This window comes from Sanguibacter biliveldensis (assembly GCF_033798665.1).
Lineage (GTDB): Bacteria > Actinomycetota > Actinomycetes > Actinomycetales > Cellulomonadaceae > Sanguibacter > Sanguibacter inulinus.
This window is the reverse complement of the sequence record NZ_CP138359.1, coordinates 3,424,001-3,446,524: the sequence shown is the minus strand read 5'-3', so window position 1 is coordinate 3,446,524 and position 22,524 is coordinate 3,424,001. Positions and strand designations below refer to the sequence as shown.

17 protein-coding genes, 2 tRNA genes and 1 pseudogene are annotated in these 22,524 nt (G+C 72.2%); 10 read left to right on the top strand and 10 right to left on the bottom strand.

All coding sequences use genetic code 11. From position 1 onward, the window contains the following. Positions 1-50: 50 nt before the first annotated feature. Positions 51-530, bottom strand: coding sequence for an OsmC family protein (locus SANBI_RS15010; protein ID WP_056128448.1), 480 nt, complete (start codon positions 528-530; stop codon positions 51-53). 296 nt (positions 531-826) lie between these two features. On the opposite strand from SANBI_RS15010, the gene SANBI_RS15005 reads away from it, so the two are divergent. Both SANBI_RS15005 and SANBI_RS15000 read left to right on the top strand, forming a co-directional pair. Then, positions 827-2,236 carry an MFS transporter gene (locus SANBI_RS15005; RefSeq protein ID WP_319156426.1) on the top strand — a complete coding sequence of 470 codons (1,410 nt, stop codon included), beginning with the start codon at positions 827-829 and terminating at the stop codon, positions 2,234-2,236. Between the two features lie 226 nt (positions 2,237-2,462). Continuing rightward, on the top strand, positions 2,463-2,819 hold the full coding sequence (locus tag SANBI_RS15000; protein WP_319156424.1) for a zinc ribbon domain-containing protein YjdM: 357 nt from the start codon (positions 2,463-2,465) through the stop codon (positions 2,817-2,819). A 53-nt stretch (positions 2,820-2,872) separates the two neighbouring features. Here SANBI_RS15000 and SANBI_RS14995 read toward each other — a convergent pair. Beyond that, positions 2,873-2,948 (bottom strand) — tRNA-Arg (locus SANBI_RS14995). A gap of 582 nt (positions 2,949-3,530) precedes the next feature. On the opposite strand from SANBI_RS14995, the gene SANBI_RS14990 reads away from it, so the two are divergent. Continuing rightward, positions 3,531-7,772: a hypothetical protein gene (locus SANBI_RS14990; protein ID WP_319156422.1), complete on the top strand. Its 4,242-nt coding sequence runs from the start codon at positions 3,531-3,533 to the stop codon at positions 7,770-7,772. Beyond that, positions 7,769-8,011 (top strand): hypothetical protein, encoded by a 243-nt coding sequence (locus SANBI_RS14985; RefSeq protein ID WP_319156420.1) that lies wholly within the window; start codon positions 7,769-7,771, stop codon positions 8,009-8,011. The genes SANBI_RS14990 and SANBI_RS14985 overlap by 4 nt, the downstream gene beginning before the upstream one ends. 204 nt (positions 8,012-8,215) lie before the next feature. Here SANBI_RS14985 and mscL read toward each other — a convergent pair whose 3' ends face one another. Beyond that, positions 8,216-8,692 (bottom strand): large conductance mechanosensitive channel protein MscL, encoded by a 477-nt coding sequence (mscL, locus tag SANBI_RS14980; RefSeq protein ID WP_319156419.1) that lies wholly within the window; start codon positions 8,690-8,692, stop codon positions 8,216-8,218. A 37-nt stretch (positions 8,693-8,729) separates the two neighbouring features. Further along, on the bottom strand, positions 8,730-9,584 hold the full coding sequence (locus tag SANBI_RS14975) for an SAF domain-containing protein (protein ID WP_319156417.1): 855 nt from the start codon (positions 9,582-9,584) through the stop codon (positions 8,730-8,732). 105 nt (positions 9,585-9,689) lie between these two features. Here SANBI_RS14975 and SANBI_RS14970 point away from each other — a divergent pair, with 105 nt between their 5' ends. Further along, on the top strand, positions 9,690-9,932 hold the full coding sequence (locus SANBI_RS14970; RefSeq protein WP_319161381.1) for a hypothetical protein: 243 nt from the start codon (positions 9,690-9,692) through the stop codon (positions 9,930-9,932). 62 nt (positions 9,933-9,994) lie between these two features. Here the strand turns inward: SANBI_RS14970 and SANBI_RS14965 are convergent. Continuing rightward, a pseudogene (locus tag SANBI_RS14965) lies at positions 9,995-10,243 on the bottom strand (FmdB family zinc ribbon protein); the annotation flags it as partial. 102 nt (positions 10,244-10,345) lie between these two features. On the opposite strand from SANBI_RS14965, the gene SANBI_RS14960 reads away from it, so the two are divergent. After that, on the top strand, positions 10,346-12,946 hold the full coding sequence (locus SANBI_RS14960) for a penicillin acylase family protein (RefSeq protein WP_319156415.1): 2,601 nt from the start codon (positions 10,346-10,348) through the stop codon (positions 12,944-12,946). Here SANBI_RS14960 and SANBI_RS14955 read toward each other — a convergent pair. Next, on the bottom strand, positions 12,930-13,571 hold the full coding sequence (locus SANBI_RS14955; protein ID WP_319156413.1) for a 5-formyltetrahydrofolate cyclo-ligase: 642 nt from the start codon (positions 13,569-13,571) through the stop codon (positions 12,930-12,932). The two genes, SANBI_RS14960 and SANBI_RS14955, sit on opposite strands and share 17 nt — an antisense overlap. A 151-nt stretch (positions 13,572-13,722) precedes the next feature. On the opposite strand from SANBI_RS14955, the gene SANBI_RS14950 reads away from it, so the two are divergent. The 4 genes from SANBI_RS14950 to SANBI_RS14935 all read left to right on the top strand — a co-directional run bounded on the left by SANBI_RS14950 (position 13,723) and on the right by SANBI_RS14935 (position 17,117). Beyond that, a complete protein-coding gene (locus SANBI_RS14950; RefSeq protein ID WP_056130571.1) occupies positions 13,723-14,973 on the top strand; it encodes a molybdopterin molybdotransferase MoeA in 1,251 nt (416 codons plus the stop codon). A 2-nt stretch (positions 14,974-14,975) separates the two neighbouring features. After that, the gene (locus tag SANBI_RS14945) at positions 14,976-15,656 is read left to right on the top strand and encodes a GNAT family N-acetyltransferase (RefSeq protein ID WP_082543748.1); all 681 of its coding nucleotides are present in this window, start codon (positions 14,976-14,978) and stop codon (positions 15,654-15,656) included. Between the two features lie 98 nt (positions 15,657-15,754). Next, positions 15,755-16,963 carry a hypothetical protein gene (locus tag SANBI_RS14940; RefSeq protein ID WP_319156410.1) on the top strand — a complete coding sequence of 403 codons (1,209 nt, stop codon included), beginning with the start codon at positions 15,755-15,757 and terminating at the stop codon, positions 16,961-16,963. A gap of 81 nt (positions 16,964-17,044) precedes the next feature. After that, positions 17,045-17,117 (top strand) — tRNA-Ala (locus tag SANBI_RS14935). Between the two features lie 127 nt (positions 17,118-17,244). Here the strand turns inward: SANBI_RS14935 and SANBI_RS14930 are convergent. The 4 genes from SANBI_RS14930 to SANBI_RS14915 all read right to left on the bottom strand — a co-directional run bounded on the left by SANBI_RS14930 (position 17,245) and on the right by SANBI_RS14915 (position 22,417). Then, complete coding sequence (locus SANBI_RS14930) at positions 17,245-18,216, bottom strand: ABC transporter substrate-binding protein (RefSeq protein ID WP_319156408.1); 972 nt, start codon at positions 18,214-18,216, stop codon at positions 17,245-17,247. Positions 18,217-18,337: 121 nt separating this feature from the next. After that, positions 18,338-20,464 (bottom strand): iron ABC transporter permease, encoded by a 2,127-nt coding sequence (locus SANBI_RS14925; protein WP_319156406.1) that lies wholly within the window; start codon positions 20,462-20,464, stop codon positions 18,338-18,340. After that, positions 20,461-21,462 carry an iron-siderophore ABC transporter substrate-binding protein gene (locus SANBI_RS14920; protein ID WP_319156404.1) on the bottom strand — a complete coding sequence of 334 codons (1,002 nt, stop codon included), beginning with the start codon at positions 21,460-21,462 and terminating at the stop codon, positions 20,461-20,463. Before SANBI_RS14920 ends, SANBI_RS14925 begins: the two co-directional genes overlap by 4 nt. Before the next feature lie 106 nt (positions 21,463-21,568). After that, positions 21,569-22,417: an ABC transporter ATP-binding protein gene (locus tag SANBI_RS14915; protein ID WP_179913547.1), complete on the bottom strand. Its 849-nt coding sequence runs from the start codon at positions 22,415-22,417 to the stop codon at positions 21,569-21,571. Positions 22,418-22,524 lie beyond the last annotated feature (107 nt).

Genomic DNA, 22,524 nt, shown 5'->3' with positions numbered 1-22,524 from the left:
GCGGCCGGGTGGAGCTGGCGCGACCCTGCCCAGGGCCGCGCCACCCGAGATCATTCGGTCGTCGACACCGAGGCGATGGTCAGCTCGACGGTCGCGCCGGCCTTGAGGGTGCGACCGACGGTGCAGGACGCGTCGACCGCGCGGTTGACGACGGTCAGCAGGCGCTCGCGGGCCTCGTCGTCGAGGCCGGACAGGTCGAGCTCGAGACGCTCGGTGAGCACCGGGTAGCGGTCTTCCTCTGGGTCCGAGACACCTGCGACGTGCACGGTGGCCGCGTAGTCGTCGCCGAGGCGACGCGCGAGGGTGACGTCCGAGGCGAAGCCTGTGCAGGCGGCGAGGGCGATCTTGAGGAGCTCGCCGGGGGTGAAGGTTCCCTCGACGTCGAGACCGCCGAGCTGCACCTCGCCTCCGCGGGCGCTGCGGCCGACGTACCGGCGACCGCCGGTCCGCTCGACCCAGAGCGCCGGCTGCGTGCCGGGCTGGGGTGCGGGGGAGACTGTGCCGGGTGCGGGGTTGGTGTCCTGGGTCATCTGGTGATTCTTCCACCGGCTCGGCTGTCGCGCCCGGGGTGTCCGCCCAGGGCGGAGCGTGACGAGGCGATCGGCCGTCGCGCGGCCTGACCCGGGCCGTCTGTCCAGATGCTGGAGGCGCTCTGGCCTCATGGTGAGACGGGACTAGGGTTCCTCGGTACCGTCACCGACGTGTCGAGCACGGCCTCTTGTTCCCCCGGCCCCGCGCTGCAGCCTCCAGAGCCAGCGCGCCGCCGCCCGGACGCCCGTCCGCGAACGACGCCTCGCACGTGAGCGCCCACCGACCGGAGCACCACATGTCCACCACAGCAGCACCCGCCCGACCGCTGAACTCCCGCGGGAGGGTCATCACCGCGAGCCTCGTCGGCACGACGATCGAGTTCTACGACTTCTACGTCTACGCGACCGCGGCAGTCCTCGTCTTCCCGACGTTGTTCTTCCCCACGGGCAACGACACCACGGCGCTCCTCGCCTCCTTCGCCGTCTTCGGCGCGGCGATGGTCGCGCGGCCCGTCGGGGCGATCGTCTTCGGCCACCTCGGCGACAAGAAGGGCCGCAAGACGACCCTGGTCATCTCGCTGCTCACCATGGGGATCGCGACCTTCCTCATCGGCACGCTGCCCACCTTCGACTCGATCGGCGTGGCTGCACCCGTCCTGCTGCTCGTCCTGCGGCTCGCGCAGGGCTTCGCGCTCGGCGGCGAGTGGTCCGGAGCCGCGCTCGTCGCGACCGAGAACGCCCCCGCGAACAAGCGCGCCTGGTACGGGACCTTCCCGCAGCTCGGCGCGCCGATCGGCTTCATCATCGCCAACGGGCTGTTCCTCACCATCAACGCCGTGCTCCCGCACCCTGAGGACTCGCTCCTGCAGTCCGAGGCCTTCCTCTCGTGGGGCTGGCGCATCCCGTTCCTGTTCTCGGCCGTCATGGTGATCATCGGTCTGTGGGTGCGGCTCAAGCTCGTCGAGTCCGAGGCCTTCGTCACGGCCGAGAAGAAGGGCGCGATCACCAAGACGCCCCTCGCCACGGTGTTCAGGTTCCACTGGCGCCAGCTGGTCCTGGGCACGTTCATCATGCTCGCGACCTACGTGCTCTTCTACCTCATGACCAGCTTCACGCTCACCTACGGCACCAAGGCTGCTGACGCCGACCCCGCGGGCCTGGGCATCCCGTACGTGCACTTCGTCATCATGCAGATCATCGGCGTGATCTTCTTCGGGCTGTTCACGCTGATCTCCGGGCCCGTCGCCGACCTCATCGGACGTCGCCGGCTGCTCATCGGGGTGTCGAGCCTCATCGTCGTGTTCGGGCTGACCTTCCACCTGTTCCTGGTGCCCCGCGCCGACGCGGCCTTCACGGGTGGCCTCGTCCAGGCCTTCCTCATCCTCGGTTTCACGCTCATGGGCGTGACCTTCGGGCCGATGGGCGCGCTGCTCCCCGAGCTGTTCCCGACCAACGTCCGGTACACGGGGTCCGCCATCGCGTACAACGTGAGCTCGATCCTGGGTGCGGCTCTCGCGCCGATCGTCGCGGTCGCGCTCTGGGCCCAGGCCGACGGCGACACCTGGCTCGTGGGGCTCTACCTGTCGGGGGCCGCGGTCCTCACCCTCGTCGCGGTGATCCTGTCCAAGGAGACCAAGGACGTCGACTACGGCCTCGCCTCGCACGAGGACGTCGCAGCCGAGCCTGCGACCGCGGGCAAGCGCTAGCGGCACGCCGCAGTCGAGAGGGGTCGGGCCTGGCGGGACCGACCCCTCTGTGCGTGGGCGGGGCCCGGGCGGGAGGCTCCTCGCTCGTCGTGCGCCATCGCCCGCAGTCGACTGCCCTCCGCCATCGTGCTGGGCCTGGGCCTGGGGTCGGGCGATCTAGCAGCCCGCCTGGTCGGGGCCGCCCGGGGGGTACGGGCGCCTCCCGGAGATCGGTAGGGTTGCGGCCGTGACCGACACCCTGCCCCCGTGCCCCGAGTGCTCCTCCGTCTACACCTACGAGATGGGCGCGCTGCTCGTCTGCCCCGAGTGCGCCCACGAGTGGGAGCCTGCTGCGGGAGGCTCGGCCGAGGCGTCTGACGGCCCGCGCGAGATCCGCGACGCCGTCGGCAACGTGCTGCAGGACGGCGACACCGTCACCGTCGTCAAAGACCTCAAGGTCAAGGGCAGCGCGACCGCCATCAAGGTCGGCACGAAGGTGCGCGGCATCAGGCTCGTCGACGGGGTGGGCGACCACGACATCGACTGCAAGGTCGACGGCTTCGGTCCGATGCAGCTCAAGTCGAGCGTGGTGAAGAAGGTCTGACGCCCTGGGGCGCCGCTGGTCTCGCGCTGGTGCACGCCGAGACGGGTGAGAACTGGTGCGCCCGGGCAGATTCGAACTGCCGACACCCGCTTTAGGAGAGCGGTGCTCTATCCCCTGAGCTACGGGCGCGAGAGCGAGACAAGGCTACCTGACAGTCGCCCGTGGCACGCGCCACCTCTCGAGCCCGCCGTGGCGGTGCAGCGCGGCCCGGTCTTCACGGGTGTGCCCGGGGTCACTCTTGCGGTGCTGAGCCACCCATCGGCCGAGCAGATGCCCAGGTCGGAGCGCTGGTCAGGGAGGGCTCGAACGCCCCGGTCGAACCGATCTGGAAGAAGATTCAACTTCCCTGTTGACACTCGATCTGGGCGAGTGCATAGTTGTCCCTGACAGTGCGTGCCGCCTGCCCCCTGCGCGGCACGCACTGTTCCTTTTTCTCCGGACGCACCCAGCCCCTCCCGCCGCGCTCAGCCCGGTCGCGGACGGCCAGGTCACCGCTCCGTCGAGGTGCCAGACAACCCCCTCCAGCAGTGCCCAGGCCCGTCGTGGCCCTCGTCGTCGGCGCGTCAGGCCACGAACGCCGTCCCGGCCAGATACCGTGCTGGGGTGACAGCTCCCGATCGCGACAGGACGGCGGGGACCGACAGGGCCCGCTCCGACCACGACCCGAGCCCGGCTGCGCCTCACGACCCGTCCAGCGAGAGAACCCCTGACATGACCAGCACGGACCAGTCCGCCTCCGGCGCGGTCCACGGCGACGCCGACGCGAACGCCGAGACGCGTGCCATGCGCACGGTCCCCACCCTCGTCAAGCCCGCCACCACGGCCGAGACCGTCGCCGCCGCGATCGACCGCTGGCGCTCGACCCTGGTCTCGCTGGCCGGCGGCTCGACGCTCGCCGACGTCGGTCTGCTCGGCGACGCTGTCCTCGACCTCACCGCCGCGCACCCGTCGGGCATCGCCCAGCTCTTCGCAGGCCGCAGCACCCGCCTGGCGAACATCTTCCGCGAGGGCAGCTCGCTGCCCGTCGCCCGCCGCCGTGCGCGCGCCGTCGCCCAGCGCTCCCAGGAGCAGGCCGAGCGCTACGGCATCGCCCCGACGTATCTCGCGATCGGCCTCGCGACCTGGACCGAGCACGAGGTCGACGAGACCTCCGACGACGTCGCAGCGCTCGCCCGTGTCGCCTTCTCCGGCGGGTCCGACCGTGGGGTCTACGACGACGCCGCGGCCGAGGCCTCCCGCGCTGCCGGCCGCACGGTCCGCGCCCCTGTCCTGCTGCGCCCGATCGAGATCGAGGCCCGCGGGGGAGGGGAGACCGACTACGAGCTCGCCCTCGAGCCCACGGCCGAGATCAACCCCGTGCTGGCCCGGGCACTGCGCTCCCGCGGAGCCCTGCTCGACGCCGCCGCCCTCGCCCGTGGTGCTTTCACGGGCTCGGGCTTCGACCCTGCTGTCGCCCTCGACCGCATCAACGCCCTCGGCTCGGCGGTGCTCGCCGACTTCACCATGACCGACAAGCTGCTCGTCGGGACCTTCGCCCACCCCGGGCAGATGCTCGTCGACGACCTCGACGACCTCAACATCGGGCTCGACCGTCACGAGGTCATCGCCGCCCTCGCCGGGGACCAGGGAGCCATCGACTCTCTCGCGGCCTCGATGCCCGCGCTGCGCACAGGCGACGCCGAGCCCAACATGGAGCGCGGCGTCGGCGACCTCGACCCCTCGGGGCGCAACGTCCTCGACGCGCTCGCCACGGGCAGCCACCTCTTCGTCGACGCTCCTGTCGGCGCCGACGCCACGGGCGCCGTCGCAGCAGTGGTCGCGGAGGCTGCCGCCATCGGCCGTAGCGTCCTGTACGTCCCCGGCCACCGTCGCGCCGCCGACGCGCTCACCGCCCGCCTAGAGGACCTCGGTCTGGGCGACCTGGTCCTCGACGTCACCCCGAGCCCGAGCTGGCGCACCTCGGTGTCGCGCCGCCTGCTCGGCGCCATGACCCTCGAGGCGCCGACTGTCGACGCCGCGCGCATCGCCGACACCCGCCTCGCCCTCGTGGAGACCCGGTCCAGGCTCACCCGGATGATCGACGGTCTGCACCAGCTGCGTGCTCCGTGGGACATCTCCGCCTACGACGCGCTCCAGGCCCTGGCCCGGCTCACCTCCGAACGCCCGACCCCCGCCACGACGGTCAGGCTCGACGCCGCGACGCTCGCGCGCATCGCCTCGGTGCGCCAGGAGGTCGGCGCCGACCTGGTCCGGGCCGCGTCCCTCGACGCGTTCTCGGCCCAGCCGGGCACCTCGCCCTGGTACGGGGCTGACATCGACACCGACGCCACGGCCGAGGACGCCGTCGCCCGGATCACCCGGCTGCTCGACGTCTCGCTCGCCGACCTGCGCCGCCAGATGGACGCCGTGGTCGAGGACACCGGGCTGCAGGCCGCCCGCACGGTCTCCGCCTGGGGCGAGCAGATCGAGATGCTCGCCGGCATGCGCACGACCCTCGAGGTCTTCCAGCCGATGGTCTTCGAGCGGACCGCCGACGACCTGGTCGCCGCGACGGCGAGCCGCCAGTGGCGCAACGAGCACGACGTCGAGATGAGCGGGCTGCACCGCCGCCGTCTCGTCAAGCGTGCGAAGGACATGATCCGTCCCGGCTCACGCGTGGCCGACCTGCACTCTGCGCTGCTCGAGGTCCAGGCGCAGCGCCAGACCTGGGCCGAGCACTGCCCGTCCGGCGGGTGGCCCCGCCTGCCCGAGGGCCTCGCGGCCATCGAGAAGACCTACCGCGACGTGGTCGAGGACCTCACAGCCCTCGACGCGGTCCTCGCGACGACCTCGGCTGGTGCCGGCCTCGCCGGGATGACCCTCGGCGACCTCACCGAGCGCCTGCAACGTCTGCTCGACGACCGTGGCGCGCTCACCTCGCTGCCCGAGCGCACCCGTCTGGTCCGCAGCCTCACGGCTCACGGGCTCGGCACGCTGCTCACCGACCTCACCGCTCGCCGCGTCGAGCGCGGGCTGGTCGAGGCCGAGCTCGACCTCGCCTGGTGGAGCTCGGTCTTCGAGCAGATCCTCGCCGCAGACCCCTATGTCGCCGAGGTCGGCGGCCGGGGCATCGAGGCGCTCGCCGAGACTTTCCGCACGCTCGACCGCGAGCACGTCGACTCCCTCGCGACCCCGATCCGCGCGGCCGCCGTCGCGCAGATCCACGGAGCGCTCCGCGACAACAGGGAGCAGGCCGAAGGGCTCTTCGCGCTCCTCGTCGAAGAGTCGCTGACGAGCCTGCGCACCGTGGCCGACGAGTACGGCGACGTGCTGCGCAAGCTCCGCCCCTGCATGATCGCGACACCGACCCTCGTGCCGCACGTGCTTCCCGCGCACCGCACCGTGGACCTCGTGATCCTCGACGCCGCGCAGCACCTGCCCGTCGAGTCCGTCCTGTCGGCGATCGCCCGCGGCCGCCAGATCGTCGTGGTGGGCGACGCCCGTTGCGCTCCGGGTCAGGCTGTCCGCAGCCTCGCGGAGCTGCTGCCGACGGTCGGCCTCGCCGGTGACGCGTCGCGGCGCGACCCCGAGCTCACGCAGTTCTTGTCTCAGCATGGCTACGCGGGTGTCCTTCACCCGATGCCGCTGCCCTCCCAGGAGCGTCTGGTCTTCTTCGAGACCGTCGACGGCGTCGGCATGCCCGACCCCGTCTCGGGTGCTGTCGAGTCCACGCAGACCGAGGTCGACCGCGTGGTCGAGCTCGCGATCATGCACGCCCTCGACCGTCCCGACGAGTCCCTCGGGATCATCACCGGGTCGCGTGCGCACGCCGACCGGATCCGCGAGGCGATCCTCGGGCAGGTGCGCCAGAACGCGGCCCTCGGCCCGTTCTTCGACCCCTCGCGCCGCGAGCCCGTGGTCGTCTCCGACCTGCAGTCTGTCGCCGGGCTGAGCCGCGAGGCCGTGATCTTCTCGGTCGGCTTCGGTCGGACCCCGCACGGCCGGGTGCTGCACAACTTCGGCGACGTGTCCGGGCCCACCGGAGACTCCCTGCTCCTCAACGCGATCGGCTCGACGCGACGCCGCCTCACCGTGGTCTCGTGCTTCGGGGCAGAGGACCTGGACCCTGAGCGTCTGCGCGGCGCCGGAGCCCAGCTGCTCGGCTCGCTCCTCGACTTCGCGGAGCAGCGGTCGGCCAGCCCCGTCCACGACGTCGGTCGGTTCACCGAGGGCCAGCCCGACCCGGACCGCCTCGTCCTGGACCTCGCGGAGCGACTGTTCCGCGCAGGGCTCACCGTCGAGACGCACCACGGCGCCGCCGACGGCGAGCACATCCCGCTCGTGGTGGGCCACCCTGACCTGCCCGACGAGCTGCTCGTCGCCGTCCTCACCGACGACGCCGACTACACGGCCGAGACGAGCATCCGCGTCCGGGACCGCCAGCGCGCCGAGCGGCTGGAACGTCTGGGCTGGTCTGTGGTCCAGGTGTGGTCCGTCTCGCTGTTCCTCGACCCCGAGGGTCAGGCCATGCGGATCCGCGAGACAGTCCTCGACATCGAGGCGCGCCGCCGCGCGGCCCGCATGCCGGTGACCGGGGCGATCCCGCTGGTCGGTCTCGACGACGCCGGCGACATCGCGGGGCTCGCCGATGCTGACGGTCTTGCCGGAGAGGTCGTCGACCCGTCGGCGCCTGTCCCCGTGGTCACCGCCCCGCTGCTCACCGAGGGTGACGTCCCGCAGCCGCGCGAGGCGGTCCGCCGTGCGAGCCGACCCGACGTCGAGCCCGGGCTGCCCATCGCCGCCTACGGCGACGACGACCTCGACGAGCTGGCCCGGTGGATCATGACCGACGGCCTCCCGCGCGACGCCGACGAGCTCGCAGCGCAGGTGCGCTCCGAGCTGGGGATCGTCCGCAGGAGCAACCGCGTGGACATCGCCGTGTCGAGCGCGGTGCGCCGGACACTGGGCTTGTGACCTCAGAGCTGCCGGCCTCGGCGGTGCAGGGTGAGGGGGCTGATCCTGCTGGCGCTCCCGAGGCACCGCGTCGACGTGGGCACCGCCGGGTGGTCCGGAAGGGGCCCGAGCGTGAGGCTGTCGCAGGGCTGAGCGCGGACGAGGCCCCGTCAGGCTGGGCCGACGAGGTCACCGGCAACGGGTCGGCCAGCGACGCCAACGACGACCGGCTGCGTCGGGACGTCCCGCCGCACTGGTGACCTCAGGTCGCGCCCGCGGTGCTGCAGCACGCCAGAGGTCGAGACCGCGCGAGGTCGCAGCACGCGACGAGGTCGGGCGCGCGAGCAGGCCCGGCACGCGAAGCACGACGCACGCGGAAGACCCCGTACGCGAGAGGCCGCAGCACCGTGGGGTGCTGCGGCCTCTCGCGTTGTGGGGACCGGGTGTCGCTCGGGTGGGGTGCCTCAGGCGACGGGCGGGACCGGCGGCTTCGTGGTCGGTACGTCCGGGGTGGACGGTGCTGACGAGGTGCCGAGCGCCGGGCCACCGTTCTGGGCGAGCAGCAGGTCGCGGATCTGCGTGAGGATGAGGACGTCTTCCGACGGGCCCTCAGGCTCCTCGATGACGCCCTTCTTGCGGAGCTTCTGCAGGTGGTTGAGCGGCAGGACCACGCAGAAGTACAGCGCGAGAGCGATGAAGAACAGGTTGATCAGTGCTGTGAGCACGGAGCCGATGCTGAACTCGGCGTCGTTGATCTCGAAGGTCATGACCGAGTCGAGGTTCGGCTCGCTGAAGATCGCGGCGATCAGCGGTGTGAGCAGGTTGTCGACGATCGCGTTGACCACGGCGCCGAATGCCGCACCGATGATGACACCGACGGCCAGGTCGATGGCATTGCCGCGCATGATGAACTCTTTGAAGCCGTTCGCGACGTTCTTCATGGATCCCCACTTCCAGAGGTGACGATGGACGACAAGATCATTGCACGACCACTGCGGACACGGCCTGGCGTCCCGCGACGTTCGCGAGCAACGAGGCCTCGTCGGGCGTGACCGCGACGAGCACCAGCTCGGCCGCGTCACCGGTGCTCCCTGCCGAACCGAGGATCCCGTCTCCGTCGTCTGCAGCGCTGGCTGGCTGAGGCAGGACGAGCGCCCTCGTGGCGAGGGTCGTCGCCGGGGCGGCGGACGCGCTCTCGGCACCGTCCAGGGTCGGGGCTGCTGCGAGCAGGTCGACGTGCATCCCTGGCGACAGCACCGCGACCAGCGCCGGCTCGGCCAGGCGCACCCCTGCCACGACGGTGCCCGGTGGTCCCGTCGCGGCCTCGTTGACCAGCAACGAGGCCCCGAGGATCGTGCCCTCGTGGACGTCGAGCGCGAGGGTGCGACCCACGACGGCGGAGCCGTCCGAGTGCCATCCCTCCGCGACCACGTCGAGGGGGAGGTCGACCGTCCGCAGGTCCGCAGTGCCGAGCGTCGTGCCGGCGGGCAACGTGGAGGCAGCGACGACCACGGCCTGCCGCGGCTCGGGGGGAGGCGCGAGCCTGTGGACGACCACAGCCGCGGCCAGCCCGACGAGCAGCGCCGCGACGACGAACCTGTGCCGCCACAGCAGAGCCCGCGCTCGACGCCGCACCCGCGGCGGGACCAGCGCCCCGGGACGGGTCGCGAGCGACGAGCTGGCCCCGGCGCGTTCGGCGCGTCGTCCGGAGCGGTCGGTGCGGTCGGTGCGATGGGTGAGGGGGCGAGAGCGCCCGGCGATATGGTCGGGCGGGTCGGGTGCCGTCCTGCCCCGAGGACTGACCCGTTCTGGCGTGCGGGACTGTGTGCGCATGCCTGCACGCTAGGGATCGTCAGACCGTGCCTGTGCGGGATCCGAGCCGCCTGTGGACACGACGACGGCCGCCGCCCCTGGGGACGACGGCCGTGCGCGGAGACTGTGCTGAGTCAGGAGCCGGACGAGCCTGACGACGTCGAGGCCTTCGACGAGCTGGACGACCCCGAGGCGCTGGACGAGCCCGACGAGCTGGACGAGCCGGAGGTGCTCGAGCCCGACGAGCCAGAGGTGCTCGAGGACGAGCCTGAGGTGCTCGAGCTATCGCTCGACGAGCTCGTGCTGCTCGAGGCCGACGCGGGCTTCGACGAGCCCGACGACTTCTTCGAGCTGTTGTCCGTGCGGTAGAAGCCGGAGCCCTTGAAGACCACGCCGACGGGGGAGAACACCTTGCGCAGACGGCCCTCGCACTCGGGGCAGACTGTCAGCGCGTCCTCGGCGAAGGACTGGTGGATGTCGAAGCTGTGGCCGCACGCGGTGCACGTGTACGCGTAGAGGGGCACGGAGATCTCCTCGAGAACCTGTAGGGGGTCGGGCGCACCGGCGCACCCGGGTAGGGATCGGTCTCCCGTGCGGGCCGGGCAGGAGGGACGCGACCCGATGTGCAGGCTGCGACGCGTTGCCCGTTCTAGCACTCGGGTCGACCGAGTGCTAATCATACGTCTCCGCCGCCGCACCGGGAAGTGGGCTCCGGCACACCCGCCAGGTAACGATCTCGCCCGCCGGGGGCGGGTGTCGGGCCGAGCACGTAACCTCGCACCGTGCCCTCTCGTCATGTCGCTCTCCGCCGTTCCCTCGTCGCCCTCGCCCTCCTGCTCGTCGTCGCCCTCGTGGCGACGGTCGTCACGACCGCTGTGCTGGTCCGGCGACCCCTGCCGACCACCTCGGGCGAGCTGAGCGTCGCCGGTCTCTCCGCGCCCGTCACCGTGCACCGCGACGCGCAGGGTGTCCCGGACATCTACGCCTCGACGGCAGCGGACCTCTTCATGGCCCAGGGCTACGTGCAGGCTCAGGACAGGTTCTTCGAGATGGACTACCGACGGCACGTCACCGCGGGTCGGCTCTCGGAGCTGGTGGGCGAGAACGCCGACGCCCTTGAGGCGGACAAGGTGATCCGCACCTTCGGGTGGCGCGAGGTCGCCGAGCAGGAGTGGGAGATCCTCGACTCCGACACCAAGAACTACCTCCAGGCCTACGCCGACGGCGTCAACGCGTATCTCGCCGAGCGCTCGACCTCGCAGATCGCCGTCGAGTACTCGGTGCTCGGTCTGCAGGTCTCTGTCGAGGACCCGGAGCGCTGGGACCCCGTCGACTCCCTCGCCTGGCTCAAGGCGATGGCCTGGGACCTGCGCGGCAACTACGACGACGAGCTGGCCCGGGCGCAGTCCCTCGCCACGGTCCGCGACGTGGGACGTGTCGACGAGCTCTTCCCCGACTACCCGGACACCGTCAACGCGCCGATCCTCTCCGCTGAGGCTGCCGCTGCGAACAGCGCGCCCGCTCCGAGCGGGGCCGGAGCCGGGGCGTCCTCGGACCCCCTCGACCTCACGTCCCCAGCGGTCGCCGGAGCTGTCGACTCTGCGGCGCAGGCGGTCTCGGCAGTCCCGGTCCTCGTCGGACGCGGAGCGGGTATCGGCTCGAACTCGTGGGTGGTCTCGGGCGAGCACACGGCCACGGGCAGCCCGATGCTGGCCAACGACCCGCACCTCGGCCTCGCCGCCCCGAGCATCTGGGCGCAGGTCGGTCTGCACTGCGACGCCGTGGGCGACGCCTGCCCCTTCGACGTCACCGGCTTCTCCTTCGCAGGCTTCCCCGGTGTGATCATCGGCCACAACCCCGGGCTCGCCTGGGGGATCACGAACCTCGGGGCGGACGTCACAGACTTCTTCGTCGAGCGCACGCAGGACGACACGTACCAGGTCGACGGGACCTGGAACGAGATGACCACGCGGACCGAGGTCATCAAGGTCGCCGGGGCGGACGACGTCACCCTCGAGGTGCGGTCGACCGGGCACGGCCCGATCATCTCCGACGTGCTCGACGTCGCCCCCGTCACCGGGACGCCGACCGAGGTCGTCGACGGCGTGCTCCGTGCTGGGGGAGGTGGGTACGAGGTGGCCCTCGGCTGGACGGCGCTGACACCCGGGCGGACCGCCGACGCGATCTTCGCCATGAACACCGCGGCCGACGCCGAGGACATCGCCGCAGCGGCGCGGCTGTTCGAGGTCCCGTCGCAGAACATCGTCTTCGCGACGACCGACGGTCACATCGGCTACCAGGCTCCAGGCACGATCCCGGTCCGCGGCGTGGTCGAGGGCCCCATGCCCTCCGACGGCACGTGGCCGCGGCCCGGCTGGGACAGCGCCTACGACTGGCAGGGGACCGTCGACCCCGCCACGATGCCCTCGGTCCTCGACCCGGCCGAGGGGTTCATCGTCGCGGCGAACCAGGCCGTCGCGCCGGCCGGCGCCGGCCCGTACCTCACCTCGGACTGGGACTACGGCTTCAGGTCGCAGCGCATCCGCACGCTGCTCGAAGAGCAGATCGCGGCCGGCACGCCCTTCACCGTCGACGACATGGAGCGGATCCAGGGCGACACCGACAACCCCTTCGCGCGGCTGCTCGTCCCCGTGCTCCTCGAGCAGCGGCTCACGACGGGCTTCGAGCGCGGCGGGCAGGACCTGCTGCGCGACTGGGACTACAGCCAGGACGCCGACTCACCGGCGGCCGCCTACTTCTCTGCGGTCTGGGCCGAGATGCTCGCGCTGACCTTCGACGACGAGCTCTCCGAGGAGGCCGCGGCCGACGGCAGCGACCGGTGGCTCGAGGTGGTCCGCACCCGGCTCGACGACCCGATGAGCTCGTGGTGGGACGACAGGCGCACGGCCGACGTCGTCGAGACCCGCGACTCGATCCTCCAGCAGGCTCTGGTCAACGCCCGGTCCGAGCTCACGGTCCGTCTCGGCAGCGACCCGTCGGACTGGCGCTGGGGCTCCCTGCACACGCTCGACCTCGAGCACCCCGTGCTCGGCGGGGAGTCTGTCCCGGGCATCGTCCGTGGCTTCGTCAACCCGCCGACCCTCGAGATGAGCGGTGGCGCGTCCATCGTCGACGCCACGTCGTGGGACGCCTCGACAGGCTCCTTCGAGGTGACCGCAGGTCCGTCGATGCGGGCGGTCGTCGACCTGGCCGACCTCGACGCCTCGACCTGGGTCGTGGTGACCGGCACGTCGGGCCACCCGGCCAGCAGCCACTACGAAGACCAGCTGTCGACCTGGGCGGCCGGCGACTCCTACACGTGGCGGTCGAGCCGCGAGGCCGTCGAGGCAGAGTCGAAGGACGAGCTCACGCTGACGCCGTGATCCACTCCCAGCCGTGCGGGGTGGCGTACCCGTGCACGGGGCGGTCGTGCTCCTCGCGGGGGAGCGGGCGCTCCTGGGCGTCGTAGATCTCCTCGGGGAACACCACGGCGACGATCTTCACGTCGGGCCTCACGAAGGTGAGGGCGCGGTCGTACCAGCCGCCGCCCTGGCCCAGCCGCGTGCCGGAGGTGTCCACGGCGAGAGCGGGAGCGATCACCACGTCGACGTCTTCGAGGGCTGACGGACCGACAGGGTCGCCGGAGGGCTCGGGCGGGCGCCCCGGGGCGCGCTGCAAGAGGTCGTGGGACCCGGCGTAGGGGGCCCAGTCGCGCTGGAGACCTGCGCCGAGCACCGGCAGCAAGATGGTCTTGCCGAGCTCGTCGAGGGCGTCGAGCAGCGGAGCCGTCCCGGGCTCGGCCGGACGGGCGGCGTAGAGGCCCACGCGTCGGGCGTCACGCACCTCGGGGATGGTCAGCACGACCTCGGCCAGCGCGTGCGCGGCCTCGTCGCGTCGGCGCTCCGTGCGTGCGTCGCGGACCGAGCGGATCGCTGTGCGCAGGGCGCTCTTGGCGTCCTCCGCCTCGAGCGCCGCGTGGACAGGGTACGGCTGTGCTGGACCACTCATGGTCAAAGTATCTCAAAGAAACGCCCCGTCCGGGGTGTGACCAGGTCAGGACCTGCGCAGAGTCGTATCTGCACTACCCTGGCCGGATGAGCGCGACCACCCCCACCGCCCCGTGCTGCTCGAGCGTCTCCACGACGGCGGTGGCTCAGCGGTGAAGAGCGTCCAGGACCAGCTCGCGGCAGTCCTCGCCGTCGCCCTGCCCGTCCCCGCGCTCGACGTCGTCCTGACCGACGCCGCGGGCTGCATCCTCGCGGCCGACATCGTCGTCACCGAGGACATCCCCTCGCGCCCGCTGGCGACCTGCGACGGCTACGCGGTGCGCTCCCAGGACCTCGCCGGAGCGAGCCACGAGTCACCCGTCGTCCTGCCCGTCACCCACGACGTCTGGTCTGCTGCCGACGAGCCCTTCAGGCTCGCGCCGCGCCAGAGCGTCCTGGTGAGCTCGGGTGTGCCCATGCCCGTGGGCGCCGACGCGCTCGTCCCCGTCTGGGCGACCGACCGCGGGGCCGCCAAGGTGCGCGTCATGACCGAGCTCGCCCCCGGCGCCAACGTCCGCGCCGTCGGCTCCGACGTGCGCGCCGGGACCGTCGCGCTGCGCCACGGCACCCGCCTCGACGCCCGGCAGCTGGCCTTCGCGGCGAGCCTCGGCTACGCCCGGATCCGGGTGCACCCCGCTCCGCGCGTCGTGATCCTCCCCGTCGGCGACGAGCTGGTCCAGCCGGGCTCGACCCGTCCCGGTGTGTTCGACGCGAACGGTCCCTCCCTGCGGACTGCCGTCCAGGACGCTGGAGCCATCGCGATCCAGGTGGCGCCTGTGAGCGATGACCAGACCCGTCTGCGCGAGATGATCGAAGACCAGCTGGTCCGCGCCGACCTGCTCATCACCACCGGCGGGTTGTCGGAGGGGTCGCACGACACGCTCAAGGACGTGCTGGCCCCGCTCGGCACGGTCCGCTTCGACCACGTCGCGATGGTCCCCGGGCGCAACCAGGGCCTCGGGACGCTCCACGCCGGCATCGGTGACAGCACCGACAACCCTGGCGACACGATCCCGGTCTTCTCCCTGCCCGGGCACCCCGTCGCCGCGCAGATCTCCTACGAGGTCTTCGTGCGGCCGGCGCTGCGCGCGATGGCCGGCTACACAGACATCTACAGGCCGTCCGTCGCGGCCCACGCGGCTGTCGGCTGGCGCAGCCCCGCGGGTGTGCGTCAGTTCGTCCCCGCGGTCCTCGTCGGGTCGCCCGACGGCGGGTACCACGTGACGCCCGTCGGCGACCCGACCCGTCTCGAAGACCTCTCGGTCGCCGGGCTCGCGGAGGCCAACGCCCTGGCCGTCGTGCCCGAGGGCGAGTCCGAGGTGCGCTTCGGCGACCGCGTGCACTGCCTGGTCCTCGAGGGCTAGCGGTGGGTGTGGTCTGGGCGCCGCGCTGGCCGGTGATCCTGCGGGACGACTCGCTGCGCGCCCCCGGCGGCACGCTGCTGCTCCGGCGTCTGCGCCGGGCGGACCGTGACGCGTGGATGGACCTGCGGGCGGACAACCAGGACTGGCTCGAGCGGTGGGAGGCCACCACCCCGGCACCGACAGGCCTCGACCGCCAGGGCCGTCACCGCGGGTGGCCGGGACGGACGCAGCCCACGCGCCCGCCGTCCTTCACGGGCTACGTCAGGGCCCTGGACAAGGCTGCCCGCGACGGCTCGACGCTGCCCTTCGCGGTCGAGCTGGACGGCGAGCTCGTCGGCCAGCTGACGGTCTCCTCGATCACCTACGGCTCGCTCTGCTCAGCGAGCATCGGCTACTGGGTCGGCCAGCACGTCGCGGGCCGGGGCGTGATCCCGACGGCTGTCGCGATGGCCGCCGACCACTGCTTCTTCGAGCTCGGGCTGCACAGGGTCGAGATCAACATCAGGCCCGAGAACGCGCCGAGCCTGCGGGTTGTCGAGAAGCTCGGGCTGCGCGACGAAGGTCTGCGCGAGGCGTACCTTCACATCCAGGGTCGGTGGTGCGACCACAGGACCTTCGCGCTCACCGCTCCGGAGGTGCCGGACGGGCTGCTCGCCCGGTGGCGGTCCACGCAGGGCGCCTGACCGTGACGGGGGCCCTGCATCGACCGCGTCAGCGGCCCGGGGCCGACACGCCGGGGTGCGTCCACGGTCGGTGCTGCCACCTCGCCTAACGTCAGCGTGTGGGATCACCAGCCGGTATCGTCGTCGTGGCTGTGGTCGTGCTGTGGTTGGTCTACCTGGTCCCTCAGAGGTTGCGTCACCGCCAGCAGCTGCTCGAGTCGCGGGTGGACGACAGGTTCTCCGGTCGTCTGCGTGTCCTCGCGGTCGCGAGCGGTGACTCGTCACACAGCAAGAGCACCACGGGACGGTCCGCGCAGGCCGTCTCTCAGAAGCATGGTGACTGCACGACGTCGAGCAGTGTGGACGTGTCGTTGCTGACACCGCCGATCGGCACGACGGTGCGGGCTCGGCGTCAGATCACGGATGGAGTGCAGGACATGGAGCGGAACGACTCGTACGGGTCGGCCTCGCGCGACGCGCTGCTCGCGCGCCGCGCCGCTGCTGCGCGCCGCCGCGCGACCCTCACGCTCGGCCTCGTGGTGCTCACCGCCCTCGTCGGCGTGATCGTCGCCGTGACGTCCCTGCCCGTCTGGACCGTCGCTGTCCCCGCCGTCCTCCTCGTCTCGGTGCTCGTCCTCGGACGTCGCGCCGTCCTCGCGAACGCCCGCGCCGACGCTGCTGCCAGGGAGCGTGAGGCGGCCCGCGAGGCCGCCCGCCCCGCAGCGCTGCGCCGTGCCGGACGCCCAGCACCTGCTGTGCGCACCACCGTGACCGGTCGTGCCGTGCACTCCTCGCAGACCCAGACCGAGATGATCTCCCGCGTGCGGGTTGCGGGTGCTGCAGGCGTGGCGGGCCAGGGTGCGGAGAGCTCGACGACAGCGAAGACCACCGCCGCCAAGACCACCGCCGCGAAGAGCGGCGCCGAGGCAGAGCGGACCGTCGCTCCGACGGCTGCCGCCCGAACAGCTGAGACTGCCGAGCCGGAGGCATCCTCGGCCTCCCGTCCGACCGGCGAGGCTGACCGTGCGTCATCGGCCGCCCCTGCTGCCCGCCAGCCCGCTCCAGCCCAGGAGGGCGAGAGCACCGACTGGGAGCCCGTCGCCGTCCCACGCCCGGTCTACACCCTCAAGTCGACAGCTCCCCGCTGGGAGCCCGCGCCCCTCACGGCCGAGCTCCGCAAGCTCACCGAAGAGCGTCGCGCCGAGCTCGCCGGGGCCAGCCCAGCGACGGCCGCCCCGACGACCACAACCGCCGAAGAGCCGTCCGAGGACAGCCTCGGCGTGAACCTCAACTCCGTCCTGGCCCGCCGCCGCGCCGCGGGGGAGTGACCGCTCCTGTGCGGAGCACCTCCACCTGGGTGCTAGGCTAGACAGCGGTTCGGCACACCGGTTCGTCCGGTCGTCAGACCTGGGGCTATGGCGCAGTTGGTAGCGCGCTTCGTTCGCATCGAAGAGGTCAGGAGTTCGAATCTCCTTAGCTCCACAGCAGCACGACAGAAGAACCCGGCTCCTCAGGAGCCGGGTTCTTCTGTGTCCGGGGCAGGACGGGCACCGGAGGCACCCGAGGGGTGGGACGAGGGCGACGGCCCTCGTCCCACCCGTGCCGGTGGCTACTGCTCCGACAGGATCCGGTCCAGGTCGTCCAGCACGGTCATGCCGCCGAGCGGGCCGACACCGGTGATCCAGAAGGACTGGTCGACGAGGTGGGCGTCCGGGAAGGCGTCGGCGTTCGTGGTGATGACCTCGGGCATGGTCGCCGGGTCGCTCGTGTCCGAGGTGGTGACGAGGACGAGGTCGGCCTGCGCCTCGAAGACCCGCTCGTAGGACAGGTCGACGGAGATCGAGTCTTCCCAGTCGCGCTCGGGGGTGGTGAAGCCCGCGCACTCCAGGGCGCTCCCGGCGAAGGAGGTCGGCCCGTAGAGGCTCAGCTGGCCGTCGCGCGGACGGATGAGCTGGGCGGTCTGACCGGCCGTCTCGTGGTCCTCGGCGACCTCGGTGCAGCGCGCGTCGAAGTCGTCGAGCAGGGTCTGCGCCCCGGCCTCGTCGCCGAGTGCGCGGGCGACGAGCGCGACGTTCTCGGTCCACGGGTCGGTCTGGGTCGCCATGAACACCGTGGGCGCGATCTCGTCGAGGCGGTCGTAGAGCGCAGAGTGGCGTGACTCCGTCCCGAGGATGAGGTCGGGCTCGAGGGCGGCGATCTTCTCGATGCTCGGCTCGGTGACGGTCCCGACGGACTCGATGCCCGCGGCCTCCTCGCCGAGGTAGGCGGGGATGCCGGCCTCGTCGCTGAGCACGGCGGCACCGACCGGGATGACACCCAGGGCGACGGCCGTGTCGAGCTGGACGGGTTCGAGGACGACCACCCGGAGCGGCTCGGCGGGGACCTCGGTCGTGCCGCGGGCGTGCTCGATGGTCTGCGTCGTCGGCGCGGCCGAGGTCGCCTCGCCGGAGGCTGTGCTGCTGGCTGCGTCGGCACCGTCGGTGACCGTCGAGCACCCGGCGAGCAGGGTGGCGGCGAGCAGGGGAGCGGCGATCAGGAGGTGTGTGCGGCGGGGAGCGCGCGGGCGGGTCGGGGTGCTCATCGGAGGTCCTTCCAGGAGGGATCAGGTGGGCGGTGCTGGCGGGGTCCGTGGACGGCTCCGGCCAGGGGGATCTGGCAGACCGGGGTGACCCGGTCAGCGCCAGAGAAGATCAGGGGGTCCGTCAGCGCGTCGTGCGCTGGCGCCACAGCAGCCAGACGAAGTACGGCGCGCCGATGAGCGCCGTCGTCAGGCCCGCGGGGATCTGCGCGGGGGCGATGATCGTCCGCCCCACGGTGTCCGCGACCGAGACGAGCAGTGCACCGAGCAGCATCGCGACGGGGATCACCCGTCCGTTGCGCGACCCGACGAGCGCCCGTGCCGCGTGCGGCGCGACGAGCCCGACGAAGCCCACGACCCCCACCGCGCACACGGCGGCGGCCGTGATGAGCACCGTCGCGGAGAGCAGCAGCAGCCGGGTCCGGTCGACCGATACGCCGAGCGTGCGCGGGGTGTCCTCGTCGAGGGAGAGCACGTCCATCTCGCGGCGCCGCGAGAACGCGAGCGGGGTGGCGACGAGCAGGACGACGGCGACGGGGACGATCTGCGCCATGGTGCGGCCGTAGGTCGAGCCCGACAACCAGGTCAGCGCGAGGTTCGTGTTCCACGGCTCGACCACGAGGATCACGAGTGTGGTGAAGGCCGTGGCGCCTGCGCTCATCCCCACACCGATGAGGACCAGCCTGTCCGAGCTCAGCCCGCCGCGGTACGCGAGCAGGTAGACGAGACCGAAGGTGACGAAGGCCCCGGCCGTCGCGGCGAGCGACATGGCCCAGACGGGTGCCCCCGGCACGAGGAGGATCACGGTGACGGCTCCGAGGCCGGCTCCGGCCGTGACGCCCAGCAGGCTGGGCTCGGCGAGCGGGTTGCGGCACACCGCCTGGACGAGCGTCCCGGCGAGTCCGAGGGCGGCTCCGGCGAGCAGGGCGGCCAGGACCCGCGGCATCCGCTGGTCGAGCACGAAGGAGACCTGACGGCCGGCCTGGTCGGCGAACCAGTTCGAGACGTCGCCGAGCAGCAGCATCCTGTCGCCGAGCAGGACCGCGAGCACAGCGGCGGCGACGAGCAGCACCCCGAGGACCGTGACCACCACGACGGTGCGGCGCGCGGTCCGGGGGCGCACGTGCGCGGCAGCGCCCTTGGCGGCCGGCCCAGAGTCGCGGAGCCTGCGGGCGAGGAGCACCAGGGTGAGCGCACCGAAGACCGTGGTGACGATGCCTGTGGGCACAGCCGCGCCGTACTGGCCGGGCAGCACGAGGCGCAGCAGCACGTCGGCGCCGAGGACCACGACGATGCCGAAGAGCGCGGAGAGCGGCAGCAACGTGGTGTGCCGGCTCAGGCCCGGCACGGTGCGCGCGACGAGGCGCGCGAGGACCGGGGCGCAGAGTCCGACGAAGCCGATCGGCCCGGCGACGGTCACGGCTGCAGCCGAGAGCAGCACGGCGACCCCGACGGTGAGGACCCGAGTGCCGCGCACGTCGACGCCGAGCACGCGGGCTGCGTCGTCGCCGAGCGCGAGCAGGTCGAGACGTCGTGCCAGCAGCGCGAGACCGAGCAGACCGACGAGCACCACAGGCGCCGCGAGGGTCACGACCCGGGTGCCTGACTGCACGACAGACCCGCTGCCCCACGCGAAGAGGCCCGTGGTCTGCTGCTGGAAGAGGACGAGCAGCACGCTCGTGACCGCGCTGAGGGCGAGGGTCGTGGCCGCACCGGCGAGGATCAGGCGGGAAGGCCCAGCGCTGCCTCCCTGGGAGAGGGCGAGCACGAGCCCTGCTGCGGCCAGCCCACCGAGGAAGGCCAGCACCCCCGAGAGGTAGAAGGGCAGGGAGATCCCGACGACGGCGACAGTGACGACCGCGAGATACCCGCCGGCGTTGACCGCGAGGGTGTCGGGGGAGGCGAGCGGGTTGCGGGCGACAGACTGCAGCGCCGCGCCGGCTGCGCCCAGGGCAGCGCCCACCAGCAGCCCGGCGACGAGCCTGGGCAGCCTGGACGCCACGAGCACGGCCGAGGCCGTCGACCCCTCGTCGAGACCGAGCAACGACCTGACGACGTCGCCGAGCCCGAGGCCGGCCGTGCCCTGGGTGACGTGGACGGCGGCGAGGACGAGGACCACCAGGCCGGTGGCGAGGAAGACCCCGCCTGTGCGCAGGAGCGGGTGACGTCCGGTGAGCTGCGGCTGCTCGCCGCGACCGTCGGGGACGAGCGGGGTCGCTCGCTGGTCGACCCGCCCCTGCGCGGTGCTCATGCTGTCAGCGCGGCGACGACGGCGTCGACGTAGGCCTCGGCCGAGGCCGGGCCGCCGAACATCCAGATTCCGTCCGGCAGACGCTGCACGTCACCTGCGGCGACGAAGGGCAGCTGCTCCCAGATCGCGTTGCCGGCGAGGCCCTCGTCGAAGGGGTTCGCCTCGCTCGCGCTCGCCGTGTAGAGGAAGGTGAGGTCCTGAGTGTCGCTGAGTGCCGTCAGACCCTCGACGTCGGTCTGCGCGAGGCCGTAGTCGGGGTCGCCCTCGCCGGTCCAGGCGTTCTCGAGGCCGAGCTCGTCGCCGATCGCGCCGAAGAACGAGCCCGAGGTGTACATGCGGACCGAGACGGTCCCGTTGGTGATCCAGCCGTCGGCCATCGTGAAGGCCGCACCGGCGACCCCGGCCTCTTCGAGCGCCGCCTTGCCCTCGGCGACCTTGTCGTCGAAGGACTTGAGGAGCTCCTCGCCTGTCGCGTCGGTGCCCGTCGCGGCGGCGAGGGTCTCGACCGTGCTGCGCATGTAGCCGATCGGGTCGGAGCCGTCCGAGCCACGGAGCACCACGACGGGCGCGATGTCCTCGAGCTGGTCGACCACGGCGTCGGTCGTGTCCGTCGTGACGGCGATGAGGTCGGGCTCGAGGGCGGAGATCGCCTCGAGGCTCGCCTCGCCGCGCGTGCCGACGTCCGGGGTGGACGGGTCGAGGGCGATCGAGGTGTCCCAGGTGTTGTAGCCCTCGACGTCGGCCTGGCCGACGATCGGTGCGCCGAGCGCGAGCAGGTTCTCGGTCAGGCCCCACTCGAGGGAGACGACGGCTGTGGCCGGTGCGTCGAGCGTGTGCTCGCCGCGCTCGTCGGTGTACGTGACCGGGCCCGTCGACGCGGCGGTCGTCGCGTCGCCCGAGGCGTCGGCGTCGGGGGTCTCGGTGGTGCCGCACGCGCTGAGCGTGAGGGCCGCGGCCAGCAGGGCTGCGGGGAGTGCCAGCAGGTGGGTCGGGCGCATGGGTGTCCTTCGGTGCTGGGCCCCACGGGTGCGGGGCGGCTGGTGTCCCGGCGCGGGTGGCCGGGCTCGGAGCAGAGGTCTGGGTGCTCTGGGTGAGCGGGTCCGGCTAGGCGGGCTGTGCGCGTCGGGCGGTGTGGCGTCCGACCGGCTCGGTCCGGACCAGTCCGGTGAGCGGGTCGACGCTCACGTCGATGCGCAGGCCGTAGGTCTCGCTGAGCAGGTCGGCCCTCAGCACGTCGACGGCCGACCCGGAGGCCTGGACGACACCCTGGCGGAGCAGGACGACGTGGTCGGCGACTGCCGCGGCCTGGTTGAGGTCGTGCAGGACGACACCGACAGCCACGCCGTGGTCGTCGGCGAGGTCGCGCACCAGGTCGAGGATCTCCACCTGGTAGCGCAGGTCGAGGTAGGTGGTGGGCTCGTCGAGCAGCAGCACCCCGGTGTCCTGCGCGAGGCAGGTCGCGAGCCAGACGCGCTGGAGCTCGCCGCCCGAGAGCTCGTCGACACCGCGGTCCGCCATGCCGGTCACCCCGGTGACCTCCATGGCGTGGGCGACGGCGCGGGGCCCGTCGGCGTCGGTGCGGCGGTACCGCGCCTGGTAGGGGTGGCGGCCGTAGCCGACGATGTCGCGGACCGTCACACCGTTGGGCGTGGGCCGGCTCTGCGACAGGAGCGTCACCTGGCGTGCGAAGTCCTTGGGCTTGAGCGCGAGGGCGTCAGGAGCGTCGGGCAGGCTCACGGTGCCCGAGGTGGGTCTGTGCAGCCGGGCGAGCGAGCGCAGCAGGGTCGACTTGCCGGAGCCGTTGGGCCCGATGAGAGCTGTCACCTGACCTGCGACGAGGCGCAGCGACGCGCCGTGCACGACGGTCGACCTGTCGTAGGCGAGGAACAGGTCCGTCCCCGCGAGCGACGGGTGCTCGGAGGAGGTCTCGGGACCGGGAGAAGTCTGCTTCACGTAGGTGAGGATAACCTTAGTTGCTGAGAAATCCGAGCTTCCGTCCGTCCGATCGGCGCTACTTCGTGTCCGGTTCGAGCCGATCTCGGCCGCCTTGACGGGTGAGA

Coding starts and splice junctions, on each gene's coding strand:
- SANBI_RS14955 (WP_319156413.1), bottom strand. CDS start 13,571: ATGAGTGGTCCAGCACAGCCGTACCCTGTCCACGCGGCGCTCGAGGCG.
- SANBI_RS14930 (WP_319156408.1), bottom strand. CDS start 18,216: ATGAGCACCCCGACCCGCCCGCGCGCTCCCCGCCGCACACACCTCCTG.
- SANBI_RS14990 (WP_319156422.1), top strand. CDS start 3,531: ATGACCAGCACGGACCAGTCCGCCTCCGGCGCGGTCCACGGCGACGCC.
- SANBI_RS14925 (WP_319156406.1), bottom strand. CDS start 20,464: ATGAGCACCGCGCAGGGGCGGGTCGACCAGCGAGCGACCCCGCTCGTC.
- SANBI_RS14920 (WP_319156404.1), bottom strand. CDS start 21,462: ATGCGCCCGACCCACCTGCTGGCACTCCCCGCAGCCCTGCTGGCCGCG.
- SANBI_RS14975 (WP_319156417.1), bottom strand. CDS start 9,584: ATGCGCACACAGTCCCGCACGCCAGAACGGGTCAGTCCTCGGGGCAGG.
- SANBI_RS15005 (WP_319156426.1), top strand. CDS start 827: ATGTCCACCACAGCAGCACCCGCCCGACCGCTGAACTCCCGCGGGAGG.
- mscL (WP_319156419.1), bottom strand. CDS start 8,692: ATGAAGAACGTCGCGAACGGCTTCAAAGAGTTCATCATGCGCGGCAAT.
- SANBI_RS15010 (WP_056128448.1), bottom strand. CDS start 530: ATGACCCAGGACACCAACCCCGCACCCGGCACAGTCTCCCCCGCACCC.